An 18,235-nucleotide genomic window follows, 5' to 3' on the forward strand; every position below is an offset into this window, starting at 1 on the left:
CAGCAGGGTCAGGCGGGCTGCCGACCGACCGGCTGGGGGCGGTTCTCCCACTTGGTGGAGAGGGCGATGGCGGTGCGCGTGGAGGCGACCCCGGGGGTCCGGTTCAGCCGCACGATGAGCTGCTCCAGCTCGGCGATCGTGCCGACCCGGGCCTTGAGCAGGAACGACTCGACGCCGGCCATGAAGTAGCAGGAGTCGATCTCGGGCAGCACCCGCAGCGACTCCAGCATGTCGTCGGAGTCCGCGCCGGAGTCCTCGACGATGCCGATGAGCGCCGTGACACCCAGCCCGATCGCCTCGGGTTCCACGTCCGCGCGGTAGCCCCGGACCACGCCGCTGCTCTCCAGCTTGCCGACGCGTTCGTGCACGGCGGGGGCGGAGAGGCCCACCTGTCGGGCAAGCTCGGCGTACGAGAGGCGGGCGTTGCCCCGCAGCAGGTCGACGAGGCTCAGGTCGATGGCGTCCACGGAGAGTGACCTTAACGGGTTGGGCGTAACGTGATGCCTTCGGCATCCGTTGGTCAGAACAGTGAGTAACCGTTCACAAACTGACGGTCTAGGTAGGGGTTGCACCAGTACCATTTACTAACTTCCCAGTCAGTGCATTTTTCGCGTTTGGCGGACAGGCCAGGTCCCTGGTGCTGTAATTGCCATACGTCCCTCATGACGGCTCTGGGCTCGCACCAGCCGGGGGCAGTGTGTTCAGCCAGGGGCTTCGTCGACGCGAGGAGGGGGCTGTGGACACTGGAGATCGCCTGCTGACACCGGGTGAGGTCGCCGCGCTGTTTCGGGTGGACCCGAAAACTGTGACGAGATGGGCGGCGGCCGGCCGGATAGGAAGCATCCGGACTCCAGGCGGGCATCGCCGGTTTCGGGAATCCGAGGTGCGGGCCCTGCTTGAGGGGGAGGGCATGCTGGACGAGGTGGACGAGGTCGGAAAGCCACGCAACGTGGGTCCGGCTGCCTCCACCGGGCCGGGTCCGGCCAACGCCGGCATGTACTGAACTGGTGCGGACAACGTCAGGCGGACCGGACACCAGTCCGGTCCGCGTCCCACTGCGACAATCCGTCGGGCGTCACGGCCGAACGGTCTGAGCCGATGGCTCAGCCCCGGGCCGCGCCAAGCTGGCCGGACCAGCGGCGGAACAGGGTGTGTGGCACGCCGAGCGCGTCCAGCACCTTGCCGGCCACGAAGTCGACCAGTTGCTGCGCGCTGGCCGCCGCGCCCGCGCCATAGAAGCCGGGGCTGGCCGGCAGCACCACCGCGCCGGCGTCGTGCAACGCGATGAGATGCTCCAGGTGACTGCGGGTCACCGGCGTCTCCCGGGGCACCACGACCACCGGCCGACGCTCCTTGAGATTGACCTCGGCGGCGCGTTGCAGCAGGTCCTTGGAGAGCCCGATCGCGATGCCCGCGCAGGCCGCCGTGCTCGCGGGCACCACGGCCATTCCGCGGACCCGGTAGGAGCCGCTGCTGGGCCCGGCCGCCAGGTCACCCGCCGGCCAGTGCCGTACGTCCGCGTCGGTCAGGTCCCGGCCGAGCCAGGCGGCGAGGTCCTCGGCCCAGTGCGCGTCGCGGAACGACCGGCCGGTCTCGTCGAGCACGGTGAGCCGGGCCGCCCGGGACACGATGAGGTCCACCGGCTCGCCCGCGTCGAGGAGCCCGCCGACGACGGCCGCCGCGTACGGCGTGCCGGAGGCTCCGGAGACCCCGACCACCCATGGTTCCCGCATGCCCTCAGCCTGCCTGGTCGACGTCGCACGCCGGTGGGCACCCCCGGGATCCGGTCGACGCGAGCCGTCCGAGATGTCCGGGCGGGTATCTGCTTGTCCCGCCGACCTGACATGCTGCCGGTGGCGATTCGCGCCGGAAGCAGATCGCGCGGGAGGCAGGGTGACGACCGGCGAGGTCCTCTGGGCGCTGCGCGCTGAGTGCCCGATTCCTGCCCGGCTCTCGCCGCATGCGGACCGGGTCCAGCAGTGGCTGCTCGGTCTGCTGCCCGAGCTGGGTCTGCCGCTGGACGACGCCGCGCTGCACCGGCTGGCCCGGGGCGGCTTCGCCCGGTACGCGGGGCGGCTCTACCCGGCCGCCGGCGAAGCCGACCTGCGGGTGCTGACCGCCCTCTTCACCTGGTTCTTCCTCGTCGACGACGCGTGTGACGGGCCGAACCGGCTCGATCCGGCGCAGATCCGGGCGCTGCGCGACGGAACGCTGGCACTGCTGCACGACGGCCCCCGGCTCCGGCACGGTGGCCTGACCGGTCCGCTGCGGCGGCTGCTGGTGCTGGCCTGGCGGGAGCCGCGCCGCCGGATGCCGGCGCGGTGGCGACTGCGTTTCGCCGACGCGGTGGCCCGGCACCTCGACGGCACCTGGCGGGAGGCGGTCAACAAGGAGGCCGGCCGCCGCCCCAGCGTCGGCGAGTACGTCGAGTTGCGCCGGGAAACCTCGGCGGCGGAGGTGTCGTACCCGCTGGTGGAGTTCGTCAGCGGCCGACCGCTGCCCGACCCGGTCTACCACCACCCGCTGCTGCGGCAGATCGCGCGCACCGGCAACGACCTGCTCTCCTGGTACAACGACGTGGCCTCGCTGGATCGGGACCGGGCCACCTCGGGCGGGCACAACCTGGTCCTGGCCACGCAGACCGAGCAGGGCGTGTCGTCGGCGGAGGCGGTCGACCGGGTGGCCGAGCGCTGGCGGGAGTCGATGCGACAGTTCGTGGCGCTCCGCGCCGCCGTGCCGTCGTTCGGGCCGGCGTTGGACGAGGCGGTCACCGACCATCTCGACGGGGTCGCGTACGCGGTGCGCGGCACCATCGACTGGACGCTGGAGAGCGCCCGCTACCCGACCAACGCCTAGCCCTAGGGGCGCAGGTCGAGGCGGATCACCAGGTCGAGCAGGGCGAACACGAACAGCGCGATGCCGACGAACCCGTTGGCGGTGAAGAACGCCCGGTTGACCTTGCTGAGGTCGGTCGGGCTGACCACCAGGTGCTGGTAGCCGAACGCGACAGCGGTCAACGCCAGCCCGATCCACCAGAGCCAGCCGAAGCTGACCAGCGCGCCGAACCAGATGAACAGCGCGAACGTCACGACGTGCGCCACGGTGGAGGCGTGCAGGGCGAAGCGCCGACCGTACCGGGCGGGCACGCTGTGCACGCCGATCTCCTGGTCGATTTCGGAGTCCTGGCAGGCGTAGATCAGGTCGAAGCCGCCGATCCACAGGCCGACCGCCGCGCCGAGCAGCCAGGCCGGCCAGGAGCCGTCCAGGGTGCCGGTGACCGCGAGCCAGGCGCCGACCGGGCCGACCGCCTGGGCGATCGCGAGGATGGCGTGCGGCCAGTTGGTGAACCGCTTGCCGTACGGGTAGACGACAAGCGGCACCACGGCGAGCGGCGCCAGCACCAGGCAGAGGGGGTTGAGCAGCGCGGCGGCGACGAGGAACACCACCAGCGCGACGGCCGCGCCGGTCCAGGCCGTCCGCACGCTCACGGCACCGGTGACCAGTTCCCGTCCGGCGGTACGCGGGTTCCGGGCGTCGATGCGCCGGTCGAGGATCCGGTTGGCGGCCATCGCGAACGTCCGCGCGCCGACCATCGCCACGGTGATCAGCAGCAGGTCGAGCCACCGCACGTGCCCGCCGTTGACCTGCATGGCGGTCAGCGCCGACAGGTAGGCGAACGGCAACGCGAACACCGAGTGCTCGATCGCGACGAGCCTGAGGAAGGACTTGACCCGGCCCGGCTTCTCCACCGGTGCGTCGAGGACGGCCATCAGATCCCGTACTCCTTCCAGCGCTTGTCGACCAGGGCCGCGACTTCCGGGGCCATGGTCATCTCCTCCGGCCAACCGCGGGTGTAGCCCTCGGTGGGCAGCTTGCGGGTCGCGTCGACGCCGGCCTTGCCGCCCCAGAACTGCTGGTACGACGAGTGGTCGAGGTGGTCCACCGGCCCCTCGGTCAGCAGCAGGTCCCGGGCGTAGTCGACGTTGCCGAACGCGCGGAAGGCGACCTCGTTGTAGTCGTGCACGTCGCAGTCCTCGTCGACGATCACGATCAGCTTGGTGAGCGACATGAGGTGCGCGCCCCAGATCGCGTTCATCACCTTCTGCGCGTGCTTCGGGTAGCGCTTGCGGATGGAGACGATCGCGCAGTTGTGGAACACCCCGGCGGCCGGCAGGTCGTAGTCGACGATGTCCGGGATCATCAGCTTGAGCAGCGGTTGGAAGATCCGCTCGGTGGCCTTGCCGAGGCCGTGGTCCTCCTGGGGCGGCTTCGAGGTGACGATCGAGTGGTAGACCGGGTCGCGCTGCATGGTCATTGTCTCGATGTGCAGGACCGGGAACGGCTCGACCGGCGTGTAGTAGCCGGTGTGGTCGCCGAACGGGCCTTCGGGCAGCCGCTCGCCGGGCTCCAGGTAGCCCTCCAGGACGATCTGCGCGTGCGCCGGCACCTGCAACGGGACGGTGAGGCAGTCGACCATCTCCACCCGCTCGCCCCGCAGGAACCCGGCGAACAGGTATTCGTCGATGTCGCCGGGCAGCGGCGCGCTGGCCGCGTACGAGACGACGGGGTCGCAACCGATCGCGATCGCGACCGGCAGACGCTGGCCGAGCCGCTCGGCGACCGCGTGGTGCGCGGTCGAGTCCTTGTGGATCTGCCAGTGCATGCCGAGGGTGTTGCGGCCGTGCTGCTGGAGCCGGTAGAGGCCCAGGTTGCGCTTGCCGGTCTCCGGGTGCTTGGTGTGGGTCAGCCCGTAGTTGTGGAAGATCCCGCCGTCGCCGGGCCACACCTGGAGGCCGGGCAGCCGGCCCAGGTCGACGTCGTCGCCGGAGTAGACGACCTCCTGGCAGGGCGCGGTCTTGACCTTGCGCGGCGGCACCGACTTGAGCTGCATGACCTTGCCGAGGCCCTCGCGGATGCCGGACCAGCCGACCGGCAGCTCCGGCTTGATCAGCGCGCCGATCCGGGCGCCGATCTCGTCCAGCGAGTCGACGCCGAGGGCCATCGCCATCCGCTTCTCGGTGCCGAACAGGTTGATCGCCACCGGCATCTCGCCCCGGGTGGGGTGCTCGAAGAGCAGCGCCGGCCCACCGGCGCGCACGGTGCGGGTGACCACCTCGCTGATCTCCAGGGTCGGGTCGACGGGGACGTCGACCCGACGCAGCTCCCCCGCGCGCTCCAGCGCCGCGAGAAAGTCCTTGAGATCGGTGTACGGGAAGCCACGAGCCGCCATGGTTGCCAGTCTCCCGCACCGGGTGCCATGCGGCCCACGGCGGGTGGTGTGACGCCCGCGATGGCCAGTGGTCAGCGCCGGGTCAGTGGGTGCGGGCAGACTCGACGAAGGCCCGCCACGCGGCCGGCGTGAAGGTCAACAGGCCGCCGTCGCGGTCCTTGGAATCGCGGACGTGCACCCGGCCGGGCAGGTTGTCGGCGACCTCGACGCACGCGCCGGCGTCGTTGCCGCTCCGGGTGGACTTGCGCCAGCGGGCTCCGGTCAGATCCATGGCTTCACGATCTCCTCGAGCAGGTCGATGGACTGCTGCCGGGGCAGCGCGTCACTGCGCAGACTCTCCCACCTTCCGAGCAGGGTCGCCACCTCGAAGATGTCGTCCACGGCGGTGCCGCCGGTCTGGTTGTCGAGGAAGCCGAGCCAACTGCCGTCGGCGGTGCGGCCCAGGATGAACGGCCCGAAGAGGCCGGCGTGCAGCCCGACCTGCTGTGGCAGCACGTGCACCCGGATGTGCGGGCGGCGGGCGCACGCCACCAGGTGCCGCAGCTGACCCGCCAACACCCCGGCGCAGCCCTCCGCGAAGCGCTGCAACGCGGCCTCGTCGATCACTGCGACGAGCTGCGGCGGATGCTCCCGGTCGAGGATCGCCTGCCGCTCCAGCCGGGCGGCCACCAACTCCTCCACCCGTTCGGCGGTGAGACCCAGGTCGAGCTGGAACACCGCACGGGCGTAGTCGGCGGTCTGCAACAGCCCGGGGATCATCGTCGCCCCGAAGCAGCGCAACTGGGTGGCGACCCGCTCGACCTCCAGCCAGGGGCGGAACCACACCGGCTCCCTGTCGCGCCGACCCAGATCTCGGAGCGAGGTCAGCAGGCCGCCCGTGTCGAGCACCTCGTCGGCCCGCTTCAGGTACGCCTCGTTGGGCACCGTGTGGCCCAGCTCGACCGAGGACACCATGGACGGTGAATAGTGCGCCTTCTTTCCGTACTCCTCCTGGCTCAGCCCGGCCGCGAGCCGCGACCGGCGGAGCTGCTCCTGGATCAGCGTCGCCGTGGACACCACTGAGGTCACTGCGCACCACCTTCCGCCGTGAACATCGGGTCACATGCGACCCATCTGCCGCACGGTAGTCAGTGCCCGACGCCGCGTCACCCTTCAACGCCCATATCGGGGTAACACGAGGTGCGACCCGGCCGTTCCGCCCCCTCCGGCGGGTCGCGGAGCAAGATCCACTCGGGTTCCTTGAAGTCGCGGTATCCCTGCGGCCTGGATGCCCCGACTTCAAGGAAACCGAGTGGATCAACGGCCTGCCCGGCTGGCGGCGAGTCGGGGCGGCAATCAACGGTGACGACCCGCGCCCTGATGCATGGCGGGCGGTTGAGCGGGTAGCCGGGCAGCCGGCGGACGGGGGCGGCAATGAGCGGCGAGCGGGTTCCGGCGGGGTTCACCGAGCAACGGGCGCGGGTCGGCCAGATCACCATGAACTACGTACGGGGCGGCAGCGGCCCGCCACTGGTGCTGCTGCACGGCTATCCGCAGTGTTGGCACATGTGGCGGCACCTGCTGCCCGAGCTGGGACGTTCCTTCGACGTGGTCGCGCCCGACCTGCGCGGCTTCGGGGACAGTGACGCCCCGGCCGGCGGGTACGACAAGAAGACCGTCGCCGCCGACCTGCACGGCCTGCTCGACCAGCTCGGCCTGGTCGGCGACCTCCGGCTGGTCGGGCACGACCTGGGGACCATGGTGGCGTACGCGTACGCCGCCGCCCATCCGCAGCGGGTGAGCCGGCTGGTGCTCAGCGAGGCCCCGATCCCCGACGAGAGCATCTACACCTTCCCCGCGCTCACCCAGGCCGGGCCGGGGGTGTGGAACTTCGGCTTCTTCTCCCTCGGCAACGGACTCCCGGAGGACCTGGTCAGCGGGCGGGAGTCGCTCTGGGTGGACCGGTTCACCGACGCGCTGATGGTGCGCAAGGGCAGCATCGCCGCGCCGGACATCGAGGAGTTCGCCAGCCACCTGCGCGATCCGGCGCACCTGCGAGCCAGCTTCGCCTACTTCCGGGCGTTCGATCAGGACATCGCCGACAACGCGGCGTACCGGGCCACGAAGCTGACGATGCCGGTGCTGGCCGTCGGCGCGTCGGCCAGCCTCGGTGGACAGGTCGCCGAGCAGGTCCGCCGGTACGCCGACACGGTCCGCGGCGAAGTGGTCGACGACTGCGGGCACTGGCTGTACGAGGAACGCCCGGACGAGATGCTGGCCCTGCTGCGCGACTTCCTCGGCGCGGGCTGAGCGCCGCAGCCGCTGGTCAACCCTACGGGCGGTGGGAGATACAACGGTCAGGCGGCGGGCGTCCAGGCGTGGGCGGCCAGCGGCGGGTCGAGCGGCGCGCGGGTGAGCCGATTGGCGAAGGCGGACATGGTGTACGCCCCGACGCCCAGCACCACGTCCAGCGCCTGCCGGGGCTGGTAGCCAGCGGCCAGGAAGGCTTTCAGCTCCTCGTCGGGCACCGCGCCATGGTGCTTGAGCACGGCCAGCGTGAACTGGCGCAGCGCCTCCAGTCGCGGCTCGGGCAGTTCCGTGCCGGCGCGCAGCGCGGTGATCAGCGCGGTGCTCGCACCGATCTCAGTGATCTTGCCGGTGTGCAGGGCCACGCAGACGTGGCACTCGTGGGAGGTGGAGACGGTCAGGATGACCACCTCCCGCTCCATGGGCGCGAGGCTGGTCTGTTCGAAGCCCGCGCTGACGGTGAGGAAGCCGCTGAGCAGCTGTGGCGACTCGGCCATCAGCGCCACCGGGGTGGGCAGCCAGCCGAACCGGCCGTGCACGCCCTCGACGGTCCGGCGGGCGGCGGTGGGCGCGGTCTCGGCGGTGTGGGCGGTGAAGACGGACATGGTTACCTGCTTCCACGGCGTACGCCGTAAGATGGTCAACGTGGTTGACGAAATAGTAAACGTGGTTGTCGAACGTGGCAACCTCTGATCCCGCCCGGCCCGGCTTCCAGCTCCCGCTGTTGCTGCTGGCCGGTTTCCGCACCCTGATCGACGACCTGCACGCCGAACTGGCCCGGCAGGGGCACCCCGAGCTGCGCCCGTTGCACGGCTTCGTGTTGCAGGCCGTCGGGGTGCACGGCACCACCGCCACCGAGCTGGGCCAACGGCTGGGCATCTCCAAGCAAGCGGCCGGCAAGACGGTCGACCGGCTGGTCGCCGTCGGCTACCTGGAACGGGTCGACGATCCCTCCGACGCCCGCCGCCGGCTGGTCCGGGTGACGGAACACGGCGCCGACGGGCTACGCCGCTCGGCGGAGACCTTCGACCGGCTGCGCGGGCAGTGGGCCGAGGCCCTGGGCGAGGAGCGCGTCGCCGCCCTGGAGGACGACCTGCGCACAATGGCCTCGGCCAACTGGTTCCGCCTCGACGTGCCGGGCTGGTTCGGCGGCTGACCCTGGTCCAGCTCGTCGACGTGGCGCCACCCGGGCGCCGAACGCCACCACAGCGCAGTGCGTCAAGCCCTGCGGACACATCTCACCGATCCTGGCCGAACGGCCGGACCCCGGTGCAGGCTGGGGGCATGTCGGACGCGTACGTCGTCGGCGACCCGGACGGGTTGTCGCCCCTGCTGGTCGAGCTGCGCGACACCATCGCCCGGGAGCTGCACGCGCAGGTGGCGCTGCGGGGCGAACGGATCGAGCTGGCCGACCTGCCCGAGGTGTCCTATCAGGTCACCATGCAGGTCGAGCGGGCCTTGCGCCTTAAGGATCAGGGGCGCCGGTCGGGTCGGGGTCGCAGCCCGTGGCCGGCCCGCGCGTCGTCGACCGGGGTCAGCTCAGCCCGCCGTACGAGTGCAGGCCGGTGAAGAAGATGTTCACGCCGAACAGGTTCATCAGCATGGTGAGGAAGCCGAGCACCGCGATCCAGGTGGCCACGTTGCGCTTCACGCTGGGTGTGGCCCGAGCGTGCAGGTAGCCGGCGTAGACGACCCAGGAGATGAACGCCCAGGTCTCCTTCGGGTCCCAGCCCCACGGCCGACCCCAGGCCGCCTCGGCCCAGATCGCGCCGGCGATGACCGCGAACGTGAAGATCGGGAACGCGAACGCGTGCAGCGTGAAGGTCAGCCGTTCCAGACTGACCGCGCCCGGCAGCCGCTTCGCCAGGGTGTACGGGAAGCTCCGCTTGCCCTGCTCGTACCCGTTGCGCATCAGGAAGCCGACCGCCGGCACCGCACCGAGCAGGAAGATGCCGGACGCGAAGACGATCGTCGAGACGTGGATGACGAACCAGTACGAGTTCAGGGCCGGCACCAGCGGCACGATCGGCACGTACAGGACCAGCTCGGCGGTGGCCACCAGCAGCACCATCACCAGGGTCAGGAACAGCCCGAGCTTGCGCAGCGACGGCCGCTTCCAGAGCACCACCAGCCAGGCCGCGACCCCGATGAACGTCACCGTGAGCACGAACTCGTACATGTTGCCCCAGGGCATCCGGTCGGCGGCCAGACCGCGCGTCACCAGCGCCGCGAGGTGCAGCACGGCGGCCAGCGCGGTGGCAGCCACCGCGACCAGCCCGGCGATCCGCGCCCGACCCGCCGCGCCGTCGGCCGTCGGCTGAACCGGCGCGGGCGGCTCCGCGATGACGCCACCACCACCGCCGACCCCCGCCCCCACCAGCTCGCGGACGGGCGACGCCACGACGACCCGGGTACGCGCGTTGCCCAGCGCGTACTCGACGGCGTGACTGATCATCGCGATCAGGTACGTCAGGATCGCGAAGGTCACCAGATTGTCGGAGAGCGCGGACATCACTCGGTCCCTTCTCGCACACCGGCCCGGCCGCTGGAGTCAGCGTCGGTGTCGGCCTGCTCGGCAGCCCCGTCGGCACCGCGCACGGCGGTGACGAGCTGGGCGAACTCATCGGCGAACCCTGGATAGTCGGTGCGCGGCAACCCACCGGCCTCCATCAAGCTACTACCGGCCGTCGGAGATCCATTCGCCGGGTCGGCCGGCGCCACCCGGAAGAACACCCGACGACGGCGACCGAACAGCGAGCCCATCAGACCGATCAGCAGGGCACCGCAGCTCACCAGCAGCGGAGTCGAGCCGGGATCGTGCCGGACGGAGAGCGTGACGTACCGCTCGGTGCCCAGGAACTCGACTGTCGTGCCGTCGTCAAGCGTCCACTTCTCGCCCTGGCGCAGCAGCTTGCTGCCGATCTCCTTGACCTTGCCGTTGCGCACCTGCCGCTGGTCGAGCTGGTAGATCGAGCCGGGGATGCCGGCGTCCCGGCCGAGGTTGCCCCGGTAGGCGACCAGGTTCAGCACCGGGTTTCGCTCGGTGGGGTACTCGGAGCGGACGAACGGCGGCTGCTGCGGCGCGGTCGGCAGGTAGATACCGGTGAACGCCATCTGCTCGCCCGGTGTCCGCTTGCCGGTGGCCGGGTCGACGTTCGCGTCCGGGAAGGCCGCCAGCCCCTCGCTGGTCAGACCCATGTCACCGGTGGTCAGGAACGGGTCGTCGCTGAGCTGACTGTTGCCGAACCGGTCGGTGTAGCGGATCACCGGGGCGTACCCGTGGCCGAGCAGGTAGACGCTCGCGTCCTTCAATCGCAGCGGCGAGTTCACCGAGAAGTCGGCGCTGCGGGTCGGCTCGTCCGGCCCGTCGACGGTCACCCGGGCGTTGAAGAACTCCGGCTGACCGGACGGCAGGAACCGGGCCTGGAAGTCGTCCAACCGCAGGCAGAAGCGGGGCAGGTCCGCGCTGTCGACGCGGGGGCCGAGCTTGGCCTCGGCGAACTGCTGGCGGGTGTTGCAGAACGAGTTGTCCGCGCCCGCCACCAGCAGGCGGTTGCCGCTCCACCCGTACCACGAGCCGAGCGCGACACCGATCAGCACCGCGATCAGCGAGGTGTGGAACAGCAGGTTGCCGGTCTCCTTGAGGTAGCCCTTCTCGGCGGAGACCTCGTCGCCGCGGACCTCGACCCGCCAGCGTCGCTTGCGCAGCACCTCGGCGACGGCGGCCACGCCACCGGCCGGGGCGGGCAGTACGGCGTGCTGCGGCAGCCGCGCCATCCGCTTCGGCGCGACCGGCGGCCGGGACCGCAGCGCCCGGAAGTGATCGCGCAGCCGGGGCGTGATGCACCCGATCAGCGACGTGAACAGCAGCAGGTAGATCGCGGAGAACCAGACCGAACCGAAGACCTCGAACGCGCCGATCCGGTCCAGTCGAGGGGCCCAGTCCGGGTGGTCGACGAAGTACTGGTTGACCTTCTCCGGGCTGATCCCCCGCTGCGGCAGCACCGAACCGGGGATCGCGGCGATGGCCAGCAGGAAGAGCAGGATCAGCGCCGTACGCATGCTGGTGAGCTGCCGCCACGAGTTGCGCAGCAGGGCCAGCAGCCGATTGGGCCGGCGCCGGGGCGCCGGAGCCACGGTCTCGGGTCGGTCGTCGACGACCGTCATCAGATGCTCACCTCGCCCACCCCGACGGTGGTCTGCAACCAGATCACGAAGCTCTGCCATCCGCCGGTGACCAGCGCCAGGCCGATCAGGATGAGCAGGGCGCCGCCGACCCGGGTGACCCAGCGGCTGTTGCGCCGGATGGCGCGGAAGACCCCGAGCAGGCGTTGGAAGCCCAGCCCGAAGACGACGAACGGTATCCCCAACCCGAGGCAGTACGCCACGGCGAGCACCACCGCACGGCTCGTTTGCCCGGTTGCGGTGGCCATCATCAGCACCGCGCCGAGGGTCGGACCGGTGCACGGCACCCAACTGAGCGCGAAGACCGCGCCGAACACGGGTGCGCCGAGCAGGCCGGCCGACGGCAGCCGGGAGATGCGGAACTCACGTTGCAGAGCGGGAATCAGCCCCAGGTAGCCCAGGCCGAACACGATGATCAGCGCGCCGACGACGATCTCCAGCTGCCGCTCGTACTCGAAGAAGACCCGACCGATGCCGGCGAACAGGATCGCGGTGGCGACGAAGACGACCGTGAAGCCGGCGATGAAGAGCAACGTCCCGGCGAGCACCCGGCCCTTGACGGCGACCGTCGCGGTCCGCTCGCGTACGGCGACACCTCCACCACCGTCGGCAGAGGCGTTAGGAAGGGCCCCTTCCTCTACCGCAGGCGTTAACAAGGTGCCCTTCCTTGCACTGCCTTCGAGGTCGGCGCCGGCGAGGCCGGTGACGTACGAGAGGTAGCCGGGAACGAGGGGAAGTACGCACGGGGAGAGGAAGCTGATCAGCCCGGCGAGCGCCGCCGCGCCGATGGCGAGCACAAGCGGCCCACTCAGGGCCAGCTCCTGGAAGGTCTCGCCCATCAGTTCGACGCCGGCTTCTCGGCCGCGACCCGCTCGACGATGGGCCTCAGCTCGTCCTTGGTCACGGCGCGACGGATCACCACGGCGATCCGGCCGTCGCGGTCGAGGACCACTGTCGCCGGTGTGGCGTTGGGCGGGATGTCGAAATTAAGCGCCTGACGGCTGGCCGGGTCGAAGATGCTCGGGTAGGTGACCCGCCCCTGCTCGAAGGCGATCGCCTTGTCCTTGCTGTCCTGCACGTTGACCCCCAGGAAGGTCACCCCGGACGCCTTGGTGGCCTGGTAGGTGGCCTCCAGATCGTCGGCTTCCGCTCGGCAGGGCGGGCACCAGGAACCCCAGAAGTTGACGACCACCACCTGGCCGCGCGCCTGGGAGATGTCGTACTGGCCGCCGGTGAGCAGTTCGCCGCTCATCTTCGGGGTCTTCGACCGCTGGTCCTCGGCACAGGTGACGGTGAGGCCGTCGCTGGTGCAGCTCTTCTCCTCGCTGCCCCCGGAGGAGCAGCCGGCCAGCACCGTGCCGGCCGCGACGGCGGCGAGCAGACCCGCGGTCCACCTCCGGGCGGTCATCAGGCCCCCTTGGCCGTCCGGGCTGCCGCGGAGAGGGCGATGAGGTGCGCGGCCGGCTCGCTGTAGCCGATGCCCACCACCTTCGCGCCGTCGAAGTGGAACGAGGTGAGGCTCGCCAGCCCGCACTGCCGCTTGCGCGGGTCGTGCCACAGCCGCTTGCGCTCGACGTAGCGGCGCAGCGTCCAGATCGGGAGCTGGTGCGACACCAGCACCGCCTCGCGGCCCTCGGCGGCGACCCGGGCGGCGTGCACGGCGGCGAACATCCGCTCGGCGATCACCCGGTACGCCTCACCCCAGGACGGCGTCACCGGGTCGCGCAGCACCCACCAGTTGCGCGGGTCGCGGAACGACCCGTCACCCGGGGAGACCTTCTTGCCCTCGAACCAGTTGGCGCTCTCGATCAGCCGCTCGTCCACCCCGACCGGCAGCCCGAACTGGGCGGCGATCGGCTCGGCGGTCTGCTGGGCGCGCTCCAGCGGACTGGCCACCACGTGCACGACCTCCCGATCGGCCAGCCCCTGCGCGGCGGCCTTGGCCATCTGCACGCCCAGCTCGGACAGGCGGAAACCGGGCAGCCGCCCGTACAGGATCTGGTCGGGGTTGTGCACCTCGCCGTGCCGGAGCACGTGGACCACCGTCTTGCTCACCGTTTACGACCCTCCGTGACCAGCCGCCGCCGCCGCGTTCGCCGCCGTCGGCAGCGCTGCGGCGATGTGCTCCAGAGCGGCGTCGTCGAGCGCCGCCGACACGAACCACGACTCGAACGCGCTCGGCGGCAGGTAGACGCCGGCGGCGAGCATCGCGTGGAAGAACGCCTTGAACGCCGGCACCTGCTGGGTGCGGGCACTGTCGTAGTCGACGACATCGGCATCGGTGAAGAAGATCGAGAACATGCTGCCCGCGTACGACAGTCGGTGCGGCACCCCGGCGGCGGCCAGCGCGTCGGACGCGAGCTTGCCAACGACGGCGGCCGTGTCGTCGAGCTTGCGGTACAGCGCGTCGTCGGCCAGCCGGAGGGTGGCCAGGCCGGCGGCGCAGGCCAGCGGGTTACCGGAGAGCGTGCCGGCCTGGTAGACCGGGCCGGCCGGCGCGAGACGCGCCATGATGTCCGCGCGCCCGCCGAAGGCCGCGGCGGGCAGGCCACCACCCATGACCTTGCCGTACGTCCACAGGTCGGCGTCGGAGGCGTCGAGGCCGTGCCACCCGGCGCGGGAGACCCGGAACCCGGTCATCACCTCGTCCACCACGAGCAGGGCGCCGTGCGCGTGCGCGATCCGGGCGAGTTGCTGGTTGAAGCCGTCGCGGGGCGCGACCACGCCCATGTTGCCGGCGGCCGCCTCGGTGATCACCGCGGCGATGTGCTGGCCCTCGGCGGCGAACGCCTCCTCGACGGCCCGGATGTCGTTGTACGGCAGGACGATCGTCTCGCTGGCCGCCGCGCCGGTCACGCCTGGCGAGTCGGGCAGGCCCAGGGTCGCCACGCCGGAGCCGGCGGAGGCGAGCAGCGCGTCGACATGGCCGTGGTAGCAGCCGGCGAACTTGACGATCTTGGAGCGGCCGGTGAAGCCGCGAGCCAGCCGGATCGCCGACATGGTGGCCTCGGTGCCGGAGTTGACCAGGCGCACCTGCTCCACCGGCGTCCGGTCGACGATCTCGGCGGCCAGCTCCACCTCACCCGGGGTGGGCGTGCCGAAGCTGGTGCCCCGGGCGGCGGCGGCCTGCACGGCCTCCACCACCTCCGGGTGGGCGTGCCCGAGGATCAGCGGACCCCACGAGCAGACCAGGTCGACGTAGCGGCGACCGTCGGCGTCGTACAGCCAGGGGCCCTCGCCACGGACCATGAAACGCGGGGTGCCGCCGACCGCCTGGAAGGCGCGCACGGGGGAGTTGACCCCGCCCGGCACGATGGCGCGGGCGCGGTCGAACAGGGCCTCGGAAGCCGGCGCGTCGGCCGGGTAACGGCCTCTTCCGGCGGAAACGATGTCGGTCACGATGCCGCCATTGTGTCAGCGACGGACGGTCAACCAGCAGCCACCCCGGGCCGGGGTTACCAGGCTCACCCGCTGCCGGCACCCGTCACCAGCCCCGACACGGGTCGGCCGGCGGCTCGCGGCCTCGACAGGCCGGGTCAGCTGGATCGCGCTAGGCTGACCGGGTGGATCGTGCCGAACTGTCCATCACGCTACACCGGACGGGCGACGAAGCAGTGCTGCGCCTGGCCGGTGAGATCGACATGCTCACGGCCGCCCAGCTCAGCACCGTCGTCAACGAGGTGCTGGCCGACCCGCCCCCGCGGATCGTGCTCGACCTCGGCGGCGTCACCTTCTGCGACTCGCAGGGCCTGGGCACGCTCGTGGTGCTCAGCCGCAAGGCCAGTCACGCGCAGAGCCTGCTGATGCTCACCCACGTCGGCGACTTCCTGATCCGCGTCCTGGACATCACCGGCCTGCGCAGCGCCCTGATGATCCGCAACGACCAACCCACCGGCTGACCGACCCCGCCCGGTGCCCCGCCTCGCTCTGTTGATCAAGAGGTTTGCGTCAAAAATCGCGCTCCTGCTGACGCAAACCTCTTGATCACCGCGTCCGGGCGACGCCGGGGCAGGTCACTGGGTGGGGATGTCTCGGGTTTGGAAGGTTCTTGTCGCCAGGGCTAGCAGGGCCGCTGCGATCACCGTCAAGGCGGCCAGCGGGGTGGCGGTCCAGGTTTGGCCGAGGACCTGGGGGGTGTGCGTGAACGGGGAGACGTCCAGCGCCCACTGGCTCAGCTTCAGCACCGCGCCGATCTGACCGAGCAGCAGGCAGCCGGCGAGCACGGCCCAGGCCGCTGAGGAGAACCGGGGCAGCCAGCCCACCAGCAGCGCGGCGAGCCCGGCGAGCACCCACGCCGCCGGCACCTGGGCCAGCCCCGCGCCGAGCAGCCGGGGCAGCTCACCACCAACGTCGCCCACGCTGAGGCCGTACGACAGCCCGGTCGCGAGCCCCGCCACGGCCAGCACCACCACCGGGCCGAGCAGCGCGAAGAGCAGGTGCGCCGCCAGCCAGCGGGACCGGCTGACCGCCGTGGCGAGCAGCGGTTCGGCCCGCCCGGCGGTCTCCTCGGCCCGCGCCCGCAGCGCGGCCTGGATGCCGTACCCGGCGGCGGCCAGCGCGGTCAGGCTCAAGGTGCTCCCGAGGTACGCCTCGGCCAGGGCCGACGTGCCGCCCAGCCGGGCCAGGATGTCGGCGACCTGCTGGTTGCCCTGCACCGCGTCGCCGGCCGCGTCCGCCGCGCCGCCCAGCACCAGCCCGAGCAGCCCGAAGCCGACCGTCCAGCCGAGCAACTGCCCCCGGTGCAGCCGCCAGGCCAGCCCGAACGGGCCGGCCAGCCGCGGACCCGCGGTGGCCGGGCCGAGCCGCGGGGGCAGCACCCCCGCGCCGAGGTCCCGGCGCACCGAGACGGGGTACGCGACGAGCGCGACCACCACGGCGAACAGCACCGGCAGCAGCAGCACCCACCAGCGCTCACCGGCGAAGGCCCGACTCCGGGGCGCCCAGCCCAGCGGCGAGACCCAGCTCAGCCATTCGGCCTTTCCACCGGTGCCGCCGGACCCTCCGGCATCGCCCGCCAGCCGCAACACGAAGGCCAACCCGAGCACCCCGAGGCCGATGCCGCGCGCCCCGCCGGCGCTCTCGGTGAGCTGCGCGGCCAGACCGCCGACCGTGGCGAAAGCGACGCCGGTGAGCGCCAACCCGGCACCGAAGAGCAGCGAACCCGCGCCGGGCAGACCCGCGGCGACCAGACCGCCGGCGATGAGCAGGCCGAGAAGCACATTCGCGGCGTACGTCACCAGCAGCGCCGCGGTCAGACCGGCGTACCGGCCGAGGACCGTCGCGCCGAGCAGCTCCCGCCGGCCGGCCTCCTCCTCGGTGCGGGTGTGTCGCACCACCGTCAGCAGGCTGGCCAGCGCGGCGACCAACACCAGCATGCCGGCCCGCTGGACGGTGAGCGCGCCGACGCTGTCGCCGAACACCGGGCCGAGCAACGCGACGATCGACGGGTTGCTCGCCGTGCTGGCCAGGTACGCGGCCCGCTCGGCGGCGGTCTGGTACAGCTCGGCGTACGTGCCGGCGTAGCTGGCCGGCAGCACGGCCAGCAGGAGGATCCAGATCGGCAGCACGACCCGGTCCCGCCGCAGGATCAGCCGCACCAGGTGCCGGGTGCCGGTGAAGGCGCTCATGACCGCACCTGCTCGGCCTGGTAGTGCCGCAGGAACAGCTCCTCCAGCGTCGGCGGTTGGCTGGTCAGGCTGCGTACGCCGATCTCGGTGAGCCGGCGCAGCGCGGCGTCCAGCGCGGCGTCCTCCACGTCGAAGCGCACCCGCTGCCCATCCACCCGCAGGTCGTGTACGCCGCCGAGCTGACCCAGCCCGTCCACCGGGCCGGTCACTTCGGCCTCGATCGAGGTACGGCGCAGGTGCCGCAGCTCGCTCAGGGTGCCGGTTTCCACGTCCCGCCCGTTGCGGATGATCGTCACCCGGTCACAGAGCGCCTCCACCTCGGCCAGGATGTGGCTGGAGAGCAGCACGGTGCGACCGTCGGCTCTGGCCCGGCGCACCCACTGCTGGAAGACCTCCTCCATGAGCGGGTCCAGGCCGGAGGTCGGCTCGTCCAGGATGAGCAGTTCGACATCCGACGCGAGGGCGGCCACCAGGCCGACCTTCTGCCGGTTGCCCTTGGAGTACGCCCGGCCCTTCTTGCGGGGGTCCAGCTCGAAGGAGTCGAGCAGTTCGGCTCGGCGGGCCGGGTCGAGGCCGCCGCGCATCCGGCCGAGCAGGTCGATGACCTCGCCGCCGGAGAGGTTGGGCCAGAGCGTCACGTCGCCCGGCACGTACGCCAGCCGGCGGTGCAGGGCCACCGCGTCGCGCCACGGGTCGCCGCCGAGCAGTCGGACGTCCCCCGCGTCCGTCCGCAGCAGGCCGAGCAGGGCCCGGATGGCGGTCGACTTGCCGGCGCCGTTCGGGCCGAGGAAGCCGTGCACCTCGCCGGCGCGGACGGTCAGGTCCAGACCGTCCAGCGCCCGGGTCCGGCCGAAGGTCTTGACCAGGCCGGACACCTCAATCGGAGTTTCCATATATCGGAAGCTAC

General features: G+C 71.5%; 21 protein-coding genes. 6 read left to right on the forward strand and 15 right to left on the reverse strand.

Annotated elements, in window-relative coordinates; genetic code table 11:
* Positions 1–8 precede the first annotated feature (8 nt).
* Complete coding sequence (locus OG505_RS25410; protein ID WP_405428237.1) at positions 9–467, reverse strand: Lrp/AsnC family transcriptional regulator; 459 nt, start codon at positions 465–467, stop codon at positions 9–11.
* A 269-nt stretch (positions 468–736) separates the two neighbouring features.
* On the opposite strand from OG505_RS25410, the gene OG505_RS25415 reads away from it, so the two are divergent.
* Positions 737–1,003: a BldC family transcriptional regulator gene (locus tag OG505_RS25415; RefSeq protein ID WP_007454516.1), complete on the forward strand. Its 267-nt coding sequence runs from the start codon at positions 737–739 to the stop codon at positions 1,001–1,003.
* A gap of 100 nt (positions 1,004–1,103) precedes the next feature.
* On the opposite strand, the gene OG505_RS25420 is transcribed toward OG505_RS25415, so the two are convergent.
* Entirely contained in the window at positions 1,104–1,733 is a 630-nt protein-coding gene (locus tag OG505_RS25420) for a UbiX family flavin prenyltransferase (RefSeq protein ID WP_357573568.1), read from the reverse strand.
* A 160-nt stretch (positions 1,734–1,893) separates the two neighbouring features.
* Between OG505_RS25420 and OG505_RS25425 the strand changes: the two genes are divergently transcribed.
* Complete coding sequence (locus OG505_RS25425; RefSeq protein WP_405428241.1) at positions 1,894–2,856, forward strand: terpene synthase family protein; 963 nt, start codon at positions 1,894–1,896, stop codon at positions 2,854–2,856.
* Between the two features lie 2 nt (positions 2,857–2,858).
* On the opposite strand, the gene mqnP is transcribed toward OG505_RS25425, so the two are convergent.
* The 4 genes from mqnP to OG505_RS25445 all read right to left on the reverse strand — a co-directional run bounded on the left by mqnP (position 2,859) and on the right by OG505_RS25445 (position 6,298).
* Positions 2,859–3,770 carry a menaquinone biosynthesis prenyltransferase MqnP gene (mqnP, locus tag OG505_RS25430; protein ID WP_405428243.1) on the reverse strand — a complete coding sequence of 304 codons (912 nt, stop codon included), beginning with the start codon at positions 3,768–3,770 and terminating at the stop codon, positions 2,859–2,861.
* Positions 3,770–5,230, reverse strand: a complete 1,461-nt coding sequence (locus OG505_RS25435) for a menaquinone biosynthesis decarboxylase (RefSeq protein WP_405428245.1) — start codon at positions 5,228–5,230, stop codon at positions 3,770–3,772. Before OG505_RS25435 ends, mqnP begins: the two co-directional genes overlap by 1 nt.
* Positions 5,231–5,312: 82 nt before the next feature.
* Complete coding sequence (locus OG505_RS25440; RefSeq protein ID WP_405428247.1) at positions 5,313–5,501, reverse strand: DUF397 domain-containing protein; 189 nt, start codon at positions 5,499–5,501, stop codon at positions 5,313–5,315.
* Positions 5,492–6,298, reverse strand: a complete 807-nt coding sequence (locus tag OG505_RS25445; RefSeq protein WP_405428249.1) for a Scr1 family TA system antitoxin-like transcriptional regulator — start codon at positions 6,296–6,298, stop codon at positions 5,492–5,494. The genes OG505_RS25440 and OG505_RS25445 overlap by 10 nt, the downstream gene beginning before the upstream one ends.
* A 345-nt stretch (positions 6,299–6,643) precedes the next feature.
* Between OG505_RS25445 and OG505_RS25450 the strand changes: the two genes are divergently transcribed.
* Positions 6,644–7,519, forward strand: coding sequence for an alpha/beta fold hydrolase (locus tag OG505_RS25450; protein WP_405428251.1), 876 nt, complete (start codon positions 6,644–6,646; stop codon positions 7,517–7,519).
* A 47-nt stretch (positions 7,520–7,566) separates the two neighbouring features.
* Here the strand turns inward: OG505_RS25450 and OG505_RS25455 are convergent, their stop codons facing one another.
* Positions 7,567–8,121 (reverse strand): carboxymuconolactone decarboxylase family protein, encoded by a 555-nt coding sequence (locus OG505_RS25455; RefSeq protein WP_405428253.1) that lies wholly within the window; start codon positions 8,119–8,121, stop codon positions 7,567–7,569.
* Positions 8,122–8,195: 74 nt separating this feature from the next.
* Here OG505_RS25455 and OG505_RS25460 point away from each other — a divergent pair, with 74 nt between their 5' ends.
* Together OG505_RS25460 and OG505_RS25465 are read left to right on the forward strand one after the other, a co-directional pair.
* Positions 8,196–8,672 carry a MarR family winged helix-turn-helix transcriptional regulator gene (locus tag OG505_RS25460; RefSeq protein WP_405428255.1) on the forward strand — a complete coding sequence of 159 codons (477 nt, stop codon included), beginning with the start codon at positions 8,196–8,198 and terminating at the stop codon, positions 8,670–8,672.
* A 128-nt stretch (positions 8,673–8,800) separates the two neighbouring features.
* Positions 8,801–9,085 carry a hypothetical protein gene (locus tag OG505_RS25465; protein ID WP_405428256.1) on the forward strand — a complete coding sequence of 95 codons (285 nt, stop codon included), beginning with the start codon at positions 8,801–8,803 and terminating at the stop codon, positions 9,083–9,085.
* Here the strand turns inward: OG505_RS25465 and ccsB are convergent.
* Genes ccsB through hemL form a run of 6 tightly spaced genes read right to left on the reverse strand, consistent with a single transcriptional unit; the run spans position 9,051 to position 15,100 of the window.
* Positions 9,051–10,028 carry a c-type cytochrome biogenesis protein CcsB gene (gene ccsB, locus OG505_RS25470; RefSeq protein ID WP_405428257.1) on the reverse strand — a complete coding sequence of 326 codons (978 nt, stop codon included), beginning with the start codon at positions 10,026–10,028 and terminating at the stop codon, positions 9,051–9,053. The two genes, OG505_RS25465 and ccsB, sit on opposite strands and share 35 nt — an antisense overlap.
* The gene (locus tag OG505_RS25475; protein ID WP_405428259.1) at positions 10,028–11,683 is read right to left on the reverse strand and encodes a cytochrome c biogenesis protein ResB; all 1,656 of its coding nucleotides are present in this window, start codon (positions 11,681–11,683) and stop codon (positions 10,028–10,030) included. The genes ccsB and OG505_RS25475 overlap by 1 nt, the downstream gene beginning before the upstream one ends.
* Positions 11,683–12,540, reverse strand: a complete 858-nt coding sequence (locus OG505_RS25480; RefSeq protein WP_405428265.1) for a cytochrome c biogenesis CcdA family protein — start codon at positions 12,538–12,540, stop codon at positions 11,683–11,685. The genes OG505_RS25475 and OG505_RS25480 overlap by 1 nt, the downstream gene beginning before the upstream one ends.
* Positions 12,540–13,109, reverse strand: coding sequence for a TlpA family protein disulfide reductase (locus OG505_RS25485; RefSeq protein ID WP_405428267.1), 570 nt, complete (start codon positions 13,107–13,109; stop codon positions 12,540–12,542). Before OG505_RS25485 ends, OG505_RS25480 begins: the two co-directional genes overlap by 1 nt.
* Positions 13,109–13,756 (reverse strand): histidine phosphatase family protein, encoded by a 648-nt coding sequence (locus tag OG505_RS25490; RefSeq protein WP_405428269.1) that lies wholly within the window; start codon positions 13,754–13,756, stop codon positions 13,109–13,111. Before OG505_RS25490 ends, OG505_RS25485 begins: the two co-directional genes overlap by 1 nt.
* A 3-nt stretch (positions 13,757–13,759) precedes the next feature.
* Positions 13,760–15,100, reverse strand: a complete 1,341-nt coding sequence (hemL, locus tag OG505_RS25495; RefSeq protein WP_405428271.1) for a glutamate-1-semialdehyde 2,1-aminomutase — start codon at positions 15,098–15,100, stop codon at positions 13,760–13,762.
* Between the two features lie 164 nt (positions 15,101–15,264).
* On the opposite strand from hemL, the gene OG505_RS25500 reads away from it, so the two are divergent.
* Positions 15,265–15,600: an STAS domain-containing protein gene (locus tag OG505_RS25500; protein ID WP_007454492.1), complete on the forward strand. Its 336-nt coding sequence runs from the start codon at positions 15,265–15,267 to the stop codon at positions 15,598–15,600.
* A gap of 114 nt (positions 15,601–15,714) precedes the next feature.
* Here the strand turns inward: OG505_RS25500 and OG505_RS25505 are convergent, their stop codons facing one another.
* Both OG505_RS25505 and OG505_RS25510 read right to left on the reverse strand, forming a co-directional pair.
* Entirely contained in the window at positions 15,715–17,328 is a 1,614-nt protein-coding gene (locus OG505_RS25505; protein ID WP_405428273.1) for an ABC transporter permease, read from the reverse strand.
* Entirely contained in the window at positions 17,325–18,221 is an 897-nt protein-coding gene (locus OG505_RS25510) for an ATP-binding cassette domain-containing protein (RefSeq protein WP_405428275.1), read from the reverse strand. Before OG505_RS25510 ends, OG505_RS25505 begins: the two co-directional genes overlap by 4 nt.
* Positions 18,222–18,235 lie beyond the last annotated feature (14 nt).

Origin of the sequence: Micromonospora sp. NBC_00617 (genome assembly GCF_045161355.1) — a bacterium.
Classification (GTDB): domain Bacteria; phylum Actinomycetota; class Actinomycetes; order Mycobacteriales; family Micromonosporaceae; genus Micromonospora.

What these genes read in the sequence shown, in the direction of transcription:
- OG505_RS25420 (WP_357573568.1), bottom strand. Translation starts at nt 1,733, where the DNA reads ATGCGGGAACCATGGGTGGTCGGGGTCTCCGGAGCCTCCGGCACGCCG.
- mqnP (WP_405428243.1), bottom strand. Translation starts at nt 3,770, where the DNA reads ATGGCCGTCCTCGACGCACCGGTGGAGAAGCCGGGCCGGGTCAAGTCC.
- OG505_RS25435 (WP_405428245.1), bottom strand. Translation starts at nt 5,230, where the DNA reads ATGGCGGCTCGTGGCTTCCCGTACACCGATCTCAAGGACTTTCTCGCG.
- OG505_RS25440 (WP_405428247.1), bottom strand. Translation starts at nt 5,501, where the DNA reads ATGGATCTGACCGGAGCCCGCTGGCGCAAGTCCACCCGGAGCGGCAAC.
- OG505_RS25450 (WP_405428251.1), top strand. Translation starts at nt 6,644, where the DNA reads ATGAGCGGCGAGCGGGTTCCGGCGGGGTTCACCGAGCAACGGGCGCGG.
- OG505_RS25455 (WP_405428253.1), bottom strand. Translation starts at nt 8,121, where the DNA reads ATGTCCGTCTTCACCGCCCACACCGCCGAGACCGCGCCCACCGCCGCC.
- OG505_RS25465 (WP_405428256.1), top strand. Translation starts at nt 8,801, where the DNA reads ATGTCGGACGCGTACGTCGTCGGCGACCCGGACGGGTTGTCGCCCCTG.
- ccsB (WP_405428257.1), bottom strand. Translation starts at nt 10,028, where the DNA reads ATGTCCGCGCTCTCCGACAATCTGGTGACCTTCGCGATCCTGACGTAC.
- OG505_RS25475 (WP_405428259.1), bottom strand. Translation starts at nt 11,683, where the DNA reads ATGACGGTCGTCGACGACCGACCCGAGACCGTGGCTCCGGCGCCCCGG.
- OG505_RS25480 (WP_405428265.1), bottom strand. Translation starts at nt 12,540, where the DNA reads ATGGGCGAGACCTTCCAGGAGCTGGCCCTGAGTGGGCCGCTTGTGCTC.
- OG505_RS25485 (WP_405428267.1), bottom strand. Translation starts at nt 13,109, where the DNA reads ATGACCGCCCGGAGGTGGACCGCGGGTCTGCTCGCCGCCGTCGCGGCC.
- OG505_RS25505 (WP_405428273.1), bottom strand. Translation starts at nt 17,328, where the DNA reads ATGAGCGCCTTCACCGGCACCCGGCACCTGGTGCGGCTGATCCTGCGG.
- OG505_RS25510 (WP_405428275.1), bottom strand. Translation starts at nt 18,221, where the DNA reads ATGGAAACTCCGATTGAGGTGTCCGGCCTGGTCAAGACCTTCGGCCGG.